The sequence below is a fragment of the Lentzea sp. NPDC051838 genome (assembly GCF_040681245.1).
Taxonomy (GTDB): domain Bacteria; phylum Actinomycetota; class Actinomycetes; order Mycobacteriales; family Pseudonocardiaceae; genus Lentzea.
The window spans coordinates 1-14,292 of sequence record NZ_JBFAYI010000024.1; the positions used below are offsets into that span (position 1 = coordinate 1).

Annotated in this window: 16 protein-coding genes; 11 read left to right on the forward strand and 5 right to left on the reverse strand. The window is 68.2% G+C overall.

Going from position 1 to position 14,292, the window contains the following annotated elements; all coding sequences use genetic code 11:
• The first annotated feature begins 276 nt into the window (after nt 1-276).
• The 6 genes from pgeF to AB0M24_RS35235 all read left to right on the forward strand — a co-directional run bounded on the left by pgeF (nt 277) and on the right by AB0M24_RS35235 (nt 4,088).
• Nucleotides 277-981: a peptidoglycan editing factor PgeF gene (gene pgeF, locus AB0M24_RS35210; protein WP_363777797.1), complete on the forward strand. Its 705-nt coding sequence runs from the start codon at nt 277-279 to the stop codon at nt 979-981.
• Nucleotides 978-1,676, forward strand: a complete 699-nt coding sequence (locus AB0M24_RS35215; protein ID WP_363777798.1) for a YggS family pyridoxal phosphate-dependent enzyme — start codon at nt 978-980, stop codon at nt 1,674-1,676. Before pgeF ends, AB0M24_RS35215 begins: the two co-directional genes overlap by 4 nt.
• Before the next feature lie 67 nt (nt 1,677-1,743).
• Nucleotides 1,744-2,400, forward strand: a complete 657-nt coding sequence (locus AB0M24_RS35220) for a cell division protein SepF (RefSeq protein ID WP_363777799.1) — start codon at nt 1,744-1,746, stop codon at nt 2,398-2,400.
• 9 nt (nt 2,401-2,409) lie between these two features.
• Nucleotides 2,410-2,694, forward strand: a complete 285-nt coding sequence (locus AB0M24_RS35225) for a YggT family protein (protein WP_189254380.1) — start codon at nt 2,410-2,412, stop codon at nt 2,692-2,694.
• Nucleotides 2,695-2,741: 47 nt separating this feature from the next.
• Complete coding sequence (locus tag AB0M24_RS35230; RefSeq protein WP_112273169.1) at nt 2,742-3,560, forward strand: DivIVA domain-containing protein; 819 nt, start codon at nt 2,742-2,744, stop codon at nt 3,558-3,560.
• Between the two features lie 15 nt (nt 3,561-3,575).
• Nucleotides 3,576-4,088, forward strand: a complete 513-nt coding sequence (locus AB0M24_RS35235) for a hypothetical protein (RefSeq protein WP_363777800.1) — start codon at nt 3,576-3,578, stop codon at nt 4,086-4,088.
• A 114-nt stretch (nt 4,089-4,202) separates the two neighbouring features.
• Here AB0M24_RS35235 and AB0M24_RS35240 read toward each other — a convergent pair whose 3' ends face one another.
• The 3 genes from AB0M24_RS35240 to AB0M24_RS35250 form a co-directional block, all read right to left on the reverse strand.
• On the reverse strand, nt 4,203-4,667 hold the full coding sequence (locus AB0M24_RS35240; RefSeq protein ID WP_363777801.1) for a hypothetical protein: 465 nt from the start codon (nt 4,665-4,667) through the stop codon (nt 4,203-4,205).
• A 91-nt stretch (nt 4,668-4,758) separates the two neighbouring features.
• Complete coding sequence (locus tag AB0M24_RS35245; RefSeq protein ID WP_363777802.1) at nt 4,759-5,910, reverse strand: BTAD domain-containing putative transcriptional regulator; 1,152 nt, start codon at nt 5,908-5,910, stop codon at nt 4,759-4,761.
• On the reverse strand, nt 5,907-6,251 hold the full coding sequence (locus AB0M24_RS35250; protein WP_363777803.1) for a DoxX family protein: 345 nt from the start codon (nt 6,249-6,251) through the stop codon (nt 5,907-5,909). Before AB0M24_RS35250 ends, AB0M24_RS35245 begins: the two co-directional genes overlap by 4 nt.
• 256 nt (nt 6,252-6,507) lie before the next feature.
• Between AB0M24_RS35250 and ileS the strand changes: the two genes are divergently transcribed.
• The 4 genes from ileS to AB0M24_RS35270 all read left to right on the forward strand — a co-directional run bounded on the left by ileS (nt 6,508) and on the right by AB0M24_RS35270 (nt 12,304).
• Nucleotides 6,508-9,612, forward strand: a complete 3,105-nt coding sequence (ileS, locus tag AB0M24_RS35255) for an isoleucine--tRNA ligase (RefSeq protein ID WP_363777804.1) — start codon at nt 6,508-6,510, stop codon at nt 9,610-9,612.
• Between the two features lie 117 nt (nt 9,613-9,729).
• Nucleotides 9,730-10,692 (forward strand): hypothetical protein, encoded by a 963-nt coding sequence (locus AB0M24_RS35260; protein WP_363777805.1) that lies wholly within the window; start codon nt 9,730-9,732, stop codon nt 10,690-10,692.
• Entirely contained in the window at nt 10,689-11,615 is a 927-nt protein-coding gene (locus tag AB0M24_RS35265) for a hypothetical protein (protein ID WP_363777806.1), read from the forward strand. Before AB0M24_RS35260 ends, AB0M24_RS35265 begins: the two co-directional genes overlap by 4 nt.
• A 128-nt stretch (nt 11,616-11,743) precedes the next feature.
• The gene (locus AB0M24_RS35270; protein WP_363777915.1) at nt 11,744-12,304 is read left to right on the forward strand and encodes a methyltransferase domain-containing protein; all 561 of its coding nucleotides are present in this window, start codon (nt 11,744-11,746) and stop codon (nt 12,302-12,304) included.
• Here AB0M24_RS35270 and AB0M24_RS35275 read toward each other — a convergent pair whose 3' ends face one another.
• Nucleotides 12,305-12,766: an SRPBCC family protein gene (locus tag AB0M24_RS35275; RefSeq protein ID WP_363777807.1), complete on the reverse strand. Its 462-nt coding sequence runs from the start codon at nt 12,764-12,766 to the stop codon at nt 12,305-12,307. It lies immediately after the preceding gene.
• 57 nt (nt 12,767-12,823) lie between these two features.
• Here AB0M24_RS35275 and AB0M24_RS35280 point away from each other — a divergent pair, with 57 nt between their 5' ends.
• Entirely contained in the window at nt 12,824-13,357 is a 534-nt protein-coding gene (locus tag AB0M24_RS35280; protein ID WP_363777808.1) for a TetR/AcrR family transcriptional regulator, read from the forward strand.
• Here the strand turns inward: AB0M24_RS35280 and AB0M24_RS35285 are convergent.
• On the reverse strand, nt 13,354-14,292 hold the full coding sequence (locus AB0M24_RS35285) for a M28 family metallopeptidase (RefSeq protein WP_363777809.1): 939 nt from the start codon (nt 14,290-14,292) through the stop codon (nt 13,354-13,356). The two genes, AB0M24_RS35280 and AB0M24_RS35285, sit on opposite strands and share 4 nt — an antisense overlap.

Genomic DNA, 14,292 nt, shown 5'->3' on the forward strand with positions numbered 1-14,292 from the left:
TGGTGGGGTGGGTCCCGTCACGAGTCGCGTCGGAGCGAGCCACACCAGGGAGGGGAGGTCAAGTCGACGAAAAGCGTGTCGACTTGACCTCCCCTCCCTGGCGCGGCAGACGTTCAGCCACGACTCGTGACGGGGGCCACCGGAGCGCACGGTTTCAGGCAGCTCGGCTTCGCCTTCGCCACTGCAGCTCGGCTTCGCCTTCGCCCTGCCTCGGCTTCGCCTTTGGGGCGCCTCGCCTGCGGCATCGGCGGGGGTGCGGCGAACTAGGGTGTGAGGGTGCGTATTCGTCGTGTTGTCACCACTCGTGCTGGTGGCGTGTCCAAGGCTCCGTACGACTCGTTCAACCTCGGCGACCACGTTGGGGACGAGGAGAAGGCCGTTGAGGCCAACCGGGCTCGGCTTGCCGAGGGGATTGGGCTGACGCCCGATCGGTTGGTCTGGATGGAGCAGGTGCACGGGCGGACTGTCGGGGTGGTGGACGGGCCGCAGGGGGAGCCGTTGGAGGCCACCGACGGGGTTGTGACGAAACAGGCTGGTCTTGGGCTTGTGGTGTTGACGGCGGATTGTGTGCCCGTGTTGCTCGGGGATGAGGAAGCCGGGGTTGTCGGTGCTGTGCACGCTGGGCGTGTCGGCGCGCGTGTCGGGGTTGTGGTCGAGACGCTCAAGGCGATGATGGCTCAGGGGGCCGAGCTCGAGCGGATCGAGGTTCTGCTGGGGCCCGCTGTGTGTGGTGAGTGCTATGAGGTGCCCGCCGACATGCAGAAGGACGTGGAGAAGCATCTGCCTGGGAGTGCGTCCAAGTCGCGGAAAGGGACGCCTGCGCTGGATCTCCGGGCCGGGTTGTGGAACCAGTTGGCGAGTGCCGGGGTCGGGAAGATCGGTGTGGACCCGCGCTGCACGTTCGAGGAGAAGGATCTTTTCAGTCATCGGAGGCAGGCGCCGACGGGGCGGTTGGCCTCGGTCATTTGGATCGAGCCGTGAGCAGGCGGGAAGAGCTCGCGCAGAACCTCGCCGAGGTTGAGGAGCGCATCGCGAAAGCGTGCGAGAACGCCGGGCGGCAGAGGGCCGAAGTGATGTTGCTCGCGGTGACGAAAACCTGGCCCGCGAGCGATGTGGAACTGCTGTACGAGCTCGGGTTGCGGAATTTCGCGGAAAATCGCGACCAGGAGGCCGGGGCCAAGGTCGACCAATTGAGACATCTTCAAGGTGCGAGATGGCACATGGTCGGCAGATTGCAGCGGAACAAGGCCAAGTCCGTTGTCGAGTGGGCCGATCAGGTCGACTCCGTGGACAGCGTGCGATTGGCCGAGGCGTTGGCGCGAGCGGCGCACGCGAAAGGCGTGAAGCTGGACGTGTTGTTGCAGGTCAGCATCGACGGCGACACGTCGAGAGGCGGCTGTGCGGTTCCTGATGTTCCGGAACTGGCTGGCGCGATCACTCGTTCGGGTGATCTTATTCTTCGTGGTGCGATGACTGTCGCTCCCCTGACGATGAAGCCATCGCAGGCGTTCGAGGCGTTGGCGTCAGTCGTGTCAGGCCTACGTGATGATCATCCCACTGCCACCCGGGTGTCAGCGGGGATGAGCGGAGACCTGGAAGATGCCATCTCGCACGGATCGACCTGTGTGCGTGTCGGAACGGCGTTGCTCGGCAGTCGGCGGCTAACGTTGCCTTAGGTTGTCGGGAACCTCGGGACCGTCCGCACCGTCCCTATAAGTGGGGCACCGCCGAGGAGGGGCTGGAATGAGCGCTTTGCACAAGCTGAAGGCCTACTTCGGGATGGTCCCCGCCGAGTACGCAGACGACCCCGGCTACGACGACGACCGAGGCCGCTACGGCGACTACCGGTCCGAGTACGCGGCCGAGGCCGACGACTACGACCCCTATCCGCGGCGCAACCGCGTGTTCACGCCGGGCCGGTCGGAGCTCCAGGGCTCCGGGTACCGGACCGAGATCGACGAGTCGGACGACTACGAGCCGGAGACGCGGCGCGGGGGCGGCAGCCCCTCGAGCACGCGGCGCTGGAACGCCGATGCACCCGTGCACGGCGCACTCGCGGTCGAGCCGCAGCGCGAGCCCGTGAGCAGGCTGCGTCCGGTGGCCGAGCCGGCAGGCAACCCGTTGGCGCGCATCACCACGCTTCACCCCCGTAACTACAGCGAGGCGCGCACGATCGGGGAGCACTACCGCGACGGCACTCCGGTGATCTTGAACCTGACCGACATGGACGACGCGGACGCCAAGCGTCTCGTCGACTTCTCGGCCGGTCTCGCGTTCGCTCTGCGCGGGTCCATGGACAAGATCACCAGCAGGGTGTTCCTTCTCTCACCGCCCAACGTTGACGTGACGGCGGAGGACCGGCGGAAGCTGGCGGAGGGTGGGTTCGGGAACCACGGTTAGAGTTGACCCGTGGACCCGATCCGTCTCGTCATCTTCTACGTCCTGTTCGCGTTCTCCCTGTTCCTGACCGCGCGTGTCGTGGTCGAGATGGTGAGGACGTTCGCGAGGGAGTGGCGCCCCGCGGGCGGCGTAGCCGTGACGCTGGAAACCGTATACACCGTGACCGACCCACCGGTCCGCGCTGTCCGTCGGATCATCCCGACTGTGCGGATCGGGGGCGTCGGGCTGGACCTATCGATTATTGTGCTGTGGCTGGTCGTTATCATTCTGATGCGATTCGCAGATCCCAGGTGACGGGGAACCGGGGATGACCGCAGCCCAGGAGTGCGAGAGGTGATCCGATGCCGTTGACCCCCGCTGACGTGCACAACGTCGCGTTCAGCAAGCCGCCGATTGGCAAGCGGGGCTACAACGAGGACGAGGTGGACGCGTTCCTCGACCTGGTTGAGGGCGAACTGGCCCGCTTGATCGAGGAGAACAACGACCTCCGTCAGCAGGTCGAGCAGCTCGACCAGCAGCTCGAGACCGCACGTGCCGACCTCGACGATGCGCGCGCGAAGGCTTCCTCCGCTGGCCCCATGACGAGCCGTATGCCGGTCGAGGAGCCGCGCCGCCTGGCGCCGGTCCCGCCGCCCACGGTGATGGAGCAGACGTCCCCTGGTGGGGGCGGCGACCACCACGTTCAGGCCGCGAAGGTCCTGGGTCTCGCCCAGGAGATGGCGGACAGGCTGACCGGCGAGGCCAAGGCCGAAGCCGACGGCATGCTGTCCGAGGCCCGCACGAAGTCCGAGCAGCTGTTGTCCGAGGCTCGCGCCAAGGCCGACACGATGGTCAACGAGGCGCGCACGCGTGCCGAGACCATGCTGAACGACGCGCGCACGCGCGCTGAGACGCTCGAGCGGCAGGCCCGTGAGAAGGCCACCGCGCTCGACCGCGACGCGCAGCGCAAGCACGCCGAGGTGATGGGCAACATCACCCAGGAGAAGAACACGCTCGAGAAGCAGATCGACAAGCTGCAGACGTTCGAGCGCGAGTACCGCACGCGACTGAAGACGATGCTCGAGTCGTCCCTGCGCGACCTCCAGGACCGCGGCCCGGCCGCTCCGTCCGAGGGTCGTTCCCAGGGCTACTCCTTCGGCGCACGCGCCGAAGCGGGCTGAACTACTGTCCATTAGGTGCTCTTCGTAGTTCTACTTCTGGTGCTGGCTGCCCTCGGGCTGCTCGTTCCTGCGCTGACCACGTCCAACACGATCTGGGCGTGGTCGTCCGTGGGCGCGAGCGTGCTCGCCGCCCTGGTTCTGATCTGGGACTGGTGGCGACGACGTCCGGGGGACCCCGCAGCCGTCGCGCAGAGTGTAGATCAACTCGCTGTAGCTGATGATCAACGGGTAGTGGTGCCGGCAGAAGCCGACACGCCGCCCGCTGACGAGGAACCACCGGAAGAGGACACCGACGCGGCAGACCTGCTCGCGGTGGCCGATCTGGTGGACGAGGTGCGGGTGCTGGACGAGCGGCCCCGGTATCACCTGAGCTCGTGTTCCTGGCTCGCCGGGAGGCCCACGCTGGGCCTCCCGGTGCAGGAGGCACGGCAGCTGCAGTTCACGCCGTGTGCCGTGTGCCGGCCCGACGCGACATTGGTGTCCCGTCACCGCGCACCACGCCAGGCAGTCTCCGACGACCCGGCCTGAGGGCTCGGCTGGGCGCGCCCAGTTCGTCCGAGCTGAACAAGAGCGTGCCGGCCGACCTTCCTCGAACGCCGGCGGCCGTGCTCCGCAGGCGGAACACGACCACCGTGCCCGGTGTCAGCGGCGGTAGCTGACCTTCGCGCGGAACGTCGTGTTCGGCTGATCCTGGTAGTGGTGCTCGACGGCGCCGTCGAACTCCGAGATCAGGCCCTCCGCGTTGTAGGCGATGTGCTCGACGGAGAAGTCGCCGCCCTTGTCGTACCAGCCGAATCCCTGGTTCACGACCAGCACCTTCTGGTCCGCGTAGTGCCCCTCACCGATGCGCTGCCCGTCGTTGCGGTACAGCTCGATCATGAGGTAGTCCCGGCCGTCCGGGGACTCGCCCTTGATCCGGATGAGGTTGTTCTCCTCGGGGTCCTCGCGCACCGAGAAGAGCTCCGGCGGCGTCCAGCTGCCCGAGCGGCCCTGGGTGGGCCACGCGTCCTTGTCGGAGTCCCAGATGAAGTAGCCGGTGGCGTCTGCCGAGGCCGGTGTCGCGGTGGCGACCACTAACGCGGCCGCGGCCAGCACTGAGCGAATCATGAAGCCCCCACTTCTGTCGGCGGTGATCCCCCGATCACCTCGACGGCAAGTCTGGGGGAGGCGGCGACGGGCACGCCATGAGTGGATCTACTCAGAGCACGACGGGGCGGGCGCCGTGGGCCGTGACCAGGCCCGGGAGGCGTTCGCGGCTCGTCACGACCACGCGGCACCGCGGTGTTCCGGGCAGCAGCGGGACGACCTGGGCCGTGTCGGCGGCGTTGTCGAGGACGATGAGCATGCGCTTGTCGGCCAGCAACGTGCGGTAGAGCGCCGTCTGGGCGTGTGGCTCCGGCGGGATGCCGTCCGGTGAGGTGCCCAACGCGGTGATGAACGCGCGGACGACGTCGGCCGGGTCGCTGCCGCTCAGGTCGACGAACAGCTGACCGTCCGGGTAGTCGGCGGCGTGCGCGTGTGCCCAGTGCAGTGCGAGCCACGTCTTGCCGGTGCCCGCGGGCCCGGTGATCGTGACGATCGGCCCGTCCTCGAGTGCCGCGAGCTCGGCTTCGCGGCCCGTGAAACCTTGTGGCGCCAACGGAAGCTGGTGCGGACTCCACTGTGGACGCTGGGTCAGCGACGCGTGCAGGTCGCGCAGGGCGGGTCCGGGGTCGAGGCCAAGTTCGTCGGCGAGCCGGTGCTTGAGCCGCGAGTAGTGGGCGAGGGCATCGGGCCGTCGGTCGGCACCGATCAACGCGCGCATCAGCTGTCCGGCGAGCCGTTCGTCGAGCGGGCGTTCGGTGGTGCGTGCGGTCAGTTCGGTGACGAGGGACCGGTGTTCGCCCGCGGTGAGCCTTTCGTCGGTGTGATCCAGTTCGGCGGCCGTGATCTCGCCGGCGAGCGTCTCGCGCAGACCGTCGAACCACGCGCCCTGCAGCCCTTCGAACGGCACGCCGCGTACGAGCGCCACGGCCTCACCGTGCTTGTTCGCCGCCACGAGAGAGCGGAACCGGTGCAGGTCGATGGACGCGGGATCGGCCTCCAGCACGTAACCCCCGGAACGCCGGAGGATCGGCAGCCCGTCGAGCGCCGTCCGCAACCGGGACATGTAGCTGTAGAGCGCGGACTTGGCCTGCCGCGGCGGCGCCTCGCCCCACACCCGCGAGAGCAGCTTGTCGACGCTGACCACCTGGTTGACGTCCACCAGCAGCACGGCCAGCACACTCAGCTGCCGCGCGTGCCCCACCTCGACCAGCGCGCCGTCGCGCCGGACCTCCGCAGTGCCGAGGACGTGGAAGGAGTAGCTCACCGGTCCAGGAACAGCAGCGTGATCAGCAACGCCAGCAGCACCAGGTCCACGACCATGCCGGTCGGCTTCGAGTCGTACCTCAACCGGGTGATCGTGGCGCCGACCATCAGCAGCCCGAGCCCGACGGTGGCGGCGTGCGCCACCCAGTCCCACGTGACCAGCCCGACGACCAGGCCCACCGCGCCCGCCCACTCCAGCGCGCCGATGGTCCGCCACAGCGTCCCGCTCATCCGGAAGTGGTCGCGAGCCTCGATCGACTTCTTCGCTCCCAGCACCTTGCCGGCACCGGTGGCGACGAAGAGCAGGGCCAGCACGATCGACAACGCGATGGTCAACGTCATCCGGCGAGCATACGGTTTGCGCGCCCCCGTACCCTGTAGCTACAGGCACCGATCCGGCCATCACCGGGGAGCCTCCGGAAGAACAGGTTCAACGTCCGGTTTGAACCTCAGTAGAACCGGACGGGACCGGCCCGTCACAGCCGAAGAACGAGAGGCTCACCCCCGCGGTGAGCAAGCGGGGTGGTACCGCGGCCTGCCGGGCAACGTCCGGCGTGTCGTCCTCGCGTGTCGCATCAGACCGCGAGGAGCAGTGGAGATGGCCTACCCCAGGGCCGGACAGAACGAGGTCCCGGCGCAGCCGTCCTTTCCGAACCTCGAGCAGGACGTGCTCGGGTACTGGAAGGACGACGAGACCTTCCAGGCGAGCATCGACCGCAACCCGGTGGGCGAGAACGGCCAGAACGAGTTCGTCTTCTACGACGGCCCGCCGTTCGCCAACGGCCTGCCGCACTACGGGCACCTGCTGACCGGCTACGTCAAGGACGTCGTGCCGCGCTACCAGACGATGCGCGGCAAGCACGTCGAGCGCCGGTTCGGCTGGGACACGCACGGCATGCCGGCCGAGTACGAGGCCGAGAAGCAGCTCGGCATCACGCAGAAGCACGAGATCGACGAGCTCGGCATCGAGAAGTTCAACGAGGCCTGCCGCACGTCGGTCCTGCAGTACACGGACCAGTGGCGCGAGTACGTGACGCGCCAGGCCAGGTGGGTCGACTTCGACAACGACTACAAGACTCTCGACCTCGACTACATGGAAAGCGTCATGTGGGCGTTCAAGGCCTTGTGGGACAAGGGCTTGATCTACGAGGGCTTCCGGGTGCTCTGGTACTGCTGGCGTTGTCAGACGCCGCTGTCCAACACCGAGACCAAGATGGACGACGCGTACCGCGACCGGCAGGACCCTGCCGTCACGGTGGCGCTGCGCCTCGAGTCCGGTGAGAAGGCCCTGGTCTGGACGACCACGCCGTGGACGCTGCCGAGCAACCTGGCGGCCGCCGTGCACAACGACGTCGACTACGTGACGGTCGTCGGCCAGGACGGTGAGCGCTACCTGCTCGCCGAGGCCCGCGTCGCGGCGTACGCGCGTGAGCTGGGCGAGGAGCCCGAGGTCGTCGCGCGCTACAAGGGCTCGGACCTGGTCGGCAGGAAGTACCTGCCGCCGTTCGACTTCTTCGTGGGCCGCGAGAACGCGCACCAGGTGCTGGCCGCGGACTACGTGACCACCGACGACGGCACGGGCATCGTCCACATCGCACCGGCGTTCGGTGAGGACGACAAGGTCGTGACGGACGCGGCGGGCATCGAGGTCGTCGTGCCGGTCGGGCCGGACGGCAAGTTCACCGCCGAGGTGGCGCCGTACGCGGGCGTGCACGTCTTCGAGGCGAACAAGCTGATCATCCGCGACCTCAAGGAAGCGGGTCTGCTGCTGCGCCACGAGACCTACGACCACCCGTACCCGCACTGCTGGCGGTGTGCGAACCCGCTGATCCAGCGCGCGCTGTCGGCGTGGTTCGTCGCGGTCACGCAGTTCAAGGACCGGATGGTCGAGCTCAACGGGCAGATCAACTGGGTGCCCGGCCACATCAAGGACGGCCAGTTCGGCAAGTGGCTCGAGAACGCGCGCGACTGGAACATCTCGCGCAACCGGTACTGGGGCTCGCCGCTGCCCGTGTGGACCTCGGACAACCCAGAGTTCCCGCGCACGGACGTGTACGGGTCGCTGGACGAGCTCGAGCGCGACTTCGGCGTGCGCCCGGACAACCTGCACCGGCCGTTCATCGACGAGCTGACGCGGCCGAACCCGGACGACCCGAGCGGCCAGTCGGTCATGCGCCGCATCCCGGACGTGCTCGACTGCTGGTTCGAGTCGGGCTCGATGTCGTTCGCGCAGGTGCACTACCCGTTCGAGAACGCGGAGTGGTTCGAGAACCACTACCCCGGTGACTTCATCGTCGAGTACAACGGGCAGACGCGCGGCTGGTTCTACACGCTGCACGTGCTCGCGACGGCGTTGTTCGACCGGCCCGCGTTCCGCGACTGCGTGGCGCACGGCATCGTGCTCGGTGACGACGGCCAGAAGATGTCCAAGTCGCTGAAGAACTACCCGGACGTCAACGAGGTCTTCGACCGCGACGGCTCGGACGCCATGCGCTGGTTCCTCATGGCGTCGCCGATCCTGCGCGGTGGCGACCTGGTGGTGACCGAGCGCGGCATCAGGGACGCGGTGCGCCAGGCGGTGCTGCCGTTGTGGAACTCCTGGTACTTCCTGGCGTTGTACTCCAACGCCGCCGGGAAGGAGGGCACGTGGCGCGTCGACTCGAAGAACGTGCTCGACCGGTACGCGCTGGCGAAGACGCACGACCTGGTGCGCGACGTCCAGGCGGCGATGGACGTCTACGACATCTCCGGTGCGTGCCAGCTGGTGCGCGAGTACCTGGAGGTGCTGACGAACTGGTACGTGCGCCGGTCGCGGCAGCGGTTCTGGGACGGCGAGCAGGACGCGATCGACACCCTGCACACCGTGCTGGAGGTCGTCACGCGGGTGACGGCGCCGTTGCTGCCGTACACGACCGAGGTCGTGTGGCGCGGGCTCACGGGTGGGCGTTCGGTGCACCTGACGGACTTCCCGTCGGTGTCGGACGTGCCGGCCGACGACGCTCTCGTGGCGGCGATGGACGAGGTCCGCGACGTGTGCTCGACGGCGTTGTCGTTGCGCAAGGCGAACAAGCTGCGCGTGCGGCTCCCGTTGGCGCGCTTGACGGTGGCGTCCCCGGTGGCCGGTTCGCTGGCGGACTTCGCGGAGATCGTGCGCGACGAGGTCAACGTCAAGGACGTGTCGCTGTCCACGGACGTCGACGCGTACGGCCAGTTCCAGCTCGTCGTGAACGCGCGCGCCGCCGGTCCGCGCCTCGGGCCGAACGTGCAGAAGGTCATCAAGGCCGTGAAGGCCGGCGACTGGTCCGAAGTGGACGGTCGGGTCGTGGCCGCCGGTGTCGAGCTGTTCGAGGGCGAGTACGAACAGCGTCTGGTGGCGACGGATCCGGCTGCCACCGCGGCACTGCCCGGTGGTGCGGGTGTCGTCGTGCTCGACACGGCCGTGACGCCGGAGCTGGAGGCCGAGGGTGTCGCGCGTGACCTGGTGCGCGTGGTGCAGCAGGCCCGCAAGGACGCCCAGCTCGACGTGTCCGACCGGATCACGCTGACGCTGGAGCTGCCGGACGAGGTGCGCTCGGCCGTGGAGCCGCACCTGGAGTTCGTCCAGGCGGAGACGCTGACGTCGTCGGTCGTCTTCGGCGCTGGTGTCGCCGAGGGCACGGTGGGCGACGGCCTGAAGGTCAAGGTCGCTGTCGCACGAGTGTGATCGCAGTTGTACGGGGCCGCTGTCTTCGGACGGCGGCCCCATGCCATGTCAGAGGCGAAAAAACTGTCGGACCCCCTCGCTACGGTCGAACCAGGCCAACTAGCAAGGGGGATTGCAATGGCTATCTCTGGGGGATGGCGCGTCCTGGTGGGCGCACTGGTCCTTTCGGCTTCCGTGGTGGCACCCGCCACCGCGTCGGCCGATCCGGTCACCTGCGCGCGGTGGACCGAGTCGGACCTGCCGGGGGTCGAAGGGCTGCGGACGAGCAACGTGTCCGATGCCGCCGGGTCCTACGTCGTCGGCAACGGTGTCTTTCGCTGGGGCACCGGCTCGTCGATCCTGATCTGGAAGGACAGGCAGCTGGTCGACGAGCTGTCGTTCGGCAAGCACGGTCCGCACGCCAGCGACGTGAACTCGTCCGGTGTGGTGCTGGTGAACGCGGCCGCCGGTTTCTCGGGGGCGTCGCGCTGGCAGGCGGGCGTGTACACGGGCCTGAAGGGCTGGCAGGGCGAGTACGACGTGAAGGCCGTCGACATCAACGAGCGCGGTGACGTGCTCGGGGAGTCGGGCGGCAAGCCGGTGCTGTGGCCTGCCGGGTCCGACGAGGCCCAGCTCGTGCCGGGCACCGACGAGTCCTGGTCGGCGATCGGCCTGGCTGACGACGGCACGATCCTGGCCGCCACCACAACGGGCGTGTACTGGCTCGGGGGAGCCGAGCCCGTGCAGCTCAGCGGAGGCACCGACGTGCAGGTGAAGGCAATGCGGAACTCCTACGCCGTGGGCTGGTCCGGCCAGGGGATCGTGCGCTGGGACAGGCAGGGGCAGGTGAGCCCCGTGTACACCGGCGCGATGGAGGTTCAGTCCGTGAACTCCCACGGCCAGATGGTGGGCGTCTTCAACAACCAGACGACGGTCGGGATGCCCGCGGTCTGGTATGACCCCGAGCAGTATCCGGTGTCGGCGGGTACGAGCTCGTGGCTCAGTGTCATTGCTGACGACGGCACCCTGTACGGCTCGTACGCCTACGACTCGTGGAGCAGCCGTGCGGTCGTGCTCGACTGCGAGGGTGCTCGACGATGAGAGCCTTGCTGGTCGCGGCTTTCACGGCTTCGGTGGTGTTCGCGCCCGGCTCGGCTTCGGCGGCCGCGTGCTCGTGGACCTCCGCGGACCTGCCGTTACCCGCGGACACGCGTTTCTCGGCGATCACCGGCGCGGCGGACGACGGCAGCCACGTCCTCGGCTACGGCTCCGCGCCGGAGTGGCGGGACGTGGCTCTGTTGTGGCACAACGGTTCCGTTGAGTCGCTGCCGCTGGAGCCCGGCCAGTTCCCGAACGACGTGAACTCGTCAGGCACCGTGCTGGTGAACGCCTCGGAGGGCCGCGCCTTCCGGGGTGGTGTGGAGCTGAACCCGTTGCCGGGGGCCGACTCCGCGTGGGCGGCATTCATCAACTCGGCAGGTGAGGCGGTGGGCCGCTCGGACAGCCGGATGGCGATCTGGCCCGCTGGTTCTTCGGTGCCGCAGATGCTTTCCGGCACCGACGACAACGCGAGCTGGACTCCTGCGGGCATCGACGACCAGGGCAGAGTGGCCGCGTGGCGCTACGGCCTGGTCGAGGAGGCCACGCAGTCCTACGTGTGGGACGCGAACGGCGTCCGCACGCTCTTACGCCCGTTACCCGGTCACACCGAAACGGAGGTTCGCGCCATCCGGAACGGCCGTGTCGTCGGCCTGTCCAGGGGCGTGGACGTGGTGGGCGTGGAGTGGGATCTGCAGGGCGCTGTCGTGCGCACGCTGACCGGGTCGGCCGAGATCAAGGACGTCACCTCGTCGGGCGATGTCCTGGGACTCACGACGGACAGCGGAAGGGTTTGGCGCGCCAACGGTGACGTCGAGCAGCCGCCGGTCACCGCGGTCTACGAGAAGATCGCGGATGACGGGTCTGTGTACGGGGGCTCGTACAGCGAGGGCGTCTACACACCGGTTCGGGCGACCTGCGCGTGATCGGGGAGGGTGAGGCGGCCCGGCGGGGCCGCCTCGCCCTCGGTACGGTCTGCGGAGTGACCGAGCAGCAGAACGCCTTGCACGACACCAAAGTCGCGTACGACGCCGTCGCCGCCCTGTACGCCGAGATGTTCAGCGGCATCCTCGAGAAGCTGCCGCTGGAACGCGCGCTGCTGCAGGTGTTCGCCGACAACATCGGGGCGAACGAGCTGGTGGCGGACCTCGGTTGCGGGCCCGGTCACCTCACCGCGCACCTGAACGCGCTCGGGCTGGACGCGTTCGGTGTCGACCTGTCGTCCGAGATGATCGCGATCGCCCGGCAGGCGCACCCGGACCTGAGGTTCGACGAGGGCACGATGACCGCCCTCGACATCGAGGACGGCAGCCTCGGCGGCGTTCTCTCGTTCTACTCCGTCATCCACCTGCCACCGACGGAGCTGCCGGGTGTGTTCAGGGAGTTCGTGCGGGTGCTGAAGCCGGGCGGTCAGCTGCTGCTCGGGTTCTACGGCGGCGACGACGTCTGGCCGCGGACGTTCGACCACAAGGTCACCACGGCCTATCGCTGGCTGCCCGACGCCCTCTCGGAACTGCTCGGTCAGGCCGGCCTGACCGAGATCACGCGGCTGGTGCGCGCGCCGTACGAGGGCGAGCGGTTCCAGCAGGCGCAGTTGCTGCTGCGCAAGGAGTGATCAGGCGCGGGCCGGCTGCCGGTTGATCGCGCCGAACACCCGCCGCATCAGCCGGACCCACGGAGACCACCGCGCTGGGGTGGCGGGCGGGTCGCCTGCTGCCCGTGAGCAGTTGTCGAGGAAGTCCTCGATGAGCGCGTCGTGCAGCCAGTGGACGATGAACGCCCAGCGCAGGCGGCCCGCGAGGTCGAACGACGCCACCAGCTCGTGGCGCAGCACGTTCCCGTGTGCGGACAACGTGTGCGTGCCCGACACGGTGGTGAACTCGAAGGTGATCGACGAACCCGGCTCGAAGGCCGAGCACCGGTAGCGGATCGGGCCGTGCCCGCCGTCCGCGCCGACACCCAACGGCCGGTCGAACTTCATGGCCGGCCAGCCCGCGACCGGCCACAGCTCCTGGATCCGATCGACGAACGGCCCAGCTGGGACCGGTAACTCTCGTTCGTGCACGTTGCGAACCACGACACACTCCTTCCATACGGCACCGTATGTTGGCGAACCATACGCTAGCGTACGGAAATGCGCCGCACCCGTGACGACTGGACTGAGATAGCGCTGAGAGCGTTGGCGGAAGGCGGGCTCAACGCGGTCGCCGTCGAACCGCTCGCGGCCAGGGCGGGAGCGACGAAGGGGAGCGTCTACCACCACTTCCCGAACCGCGACGCGCTGCTGAGGGCGACGGTCGAGCGGTGGGAACGGGAGCACACCGAGAGGGTCATCGAGCTGGTCGAGTCGGAACGCACGCCGCAGGACAAGCTCAGGACGTTGTTCGCGACGGTGCTCGACCGGCACCGCAAGGGCTCGGTGGAGATGGCGTTGCAGGCAGGCGCCGAGAACGAGGTGATCGCGCCGGTTCTCAAGCGCGTCACGGAGAGAAGGCTCGGCTACCTGACCGAGCTGTTCGAGCAGCTCGGGTTCGACCACGAGCACGCGAAGAAGCGCGCGTTGATCGCGTTCAGCCTCTACCTCGGCCAGGCGCAGATGTACGTGACCCTGCCCGACCTCGTCGAACCGGTGCTCGACGAGGCCGTGCAGGTGCTGACCAGGTTCTAGGCGGCCAGGCCCCACAACGCGATGGCCATCACGTCCGCGTGGCGGTCGAGAGCCGTGGCGTTGATGTTCGACGTGGTGTCGCAGGCCTGGTGGTAGCAGCGGTCCATGTACTGACCGGCCGTGCCGCCCCACTTCGCCACCTGCGCCGCGGTCTTCCGCTCGTCGCCGCCGGCGTACGTGCCCGAGGTCGCGATACCCGCGCTCGAGAACGCCGCGTGGTCGGAGCGTCCGTCGACGTTGGTCAGCTCGGTCTTGACGTTGATCGCCGTGAAGGCCGCCTCCAGGCGCTGCTGCAGTTCGACCGAGCCGGGGGACGACCCGGCTTCACGGCCGTTGTAGACGAAGTAGCCGGGGTTCGGCGAGCCGGTCATGTCGAAGTTCAGGTACGCCTTGATCTTCGACTTCTCGGTGCTGGACAGGGACTTCACGTAGGCCTTCGAACCGATGAGGCCGAGCTCCTCCGCGCCCCACCAGCCGAACCGCAGGTGCTTGGTCGGCTTGAAACCGGTTGCTTTCACCTGGAGGGCGACCTCCAGGATCGAGGCGGAGCCGCTGCCGTTGTCGTTGATGCCGGGGCCCCTGGTGACGCTGTCGAGGTGGCCGCCCAGCATGACGACGTTGTTGGCGTCGCCGCCGGGGTAGTCGGCGATCAGGTTGTAGCCGGTGGCACCGCCGTAGGTGAACGACTGCACGCGCGTGGCGAAGCCCGCCGCGTCGAGCTTGCTCTTCACCCAGTCGATCGAGGCCTTGAAGCCGGGACGACCGTGGGCGCGGTTGCCGCCGTTGTTGTTCGCGATCGTCTGGAACTGGTTCAGGTGCGCCTGGACGTTCGCGACGTTGATGTTCGGTGCTGCCAGGACGGCAGGTGCCGCCGCTTGCGCCGCTGTGGTTCCGGTCACCATCAAGGCGGCCGCCAGCGCGATGAGGATCCTCAT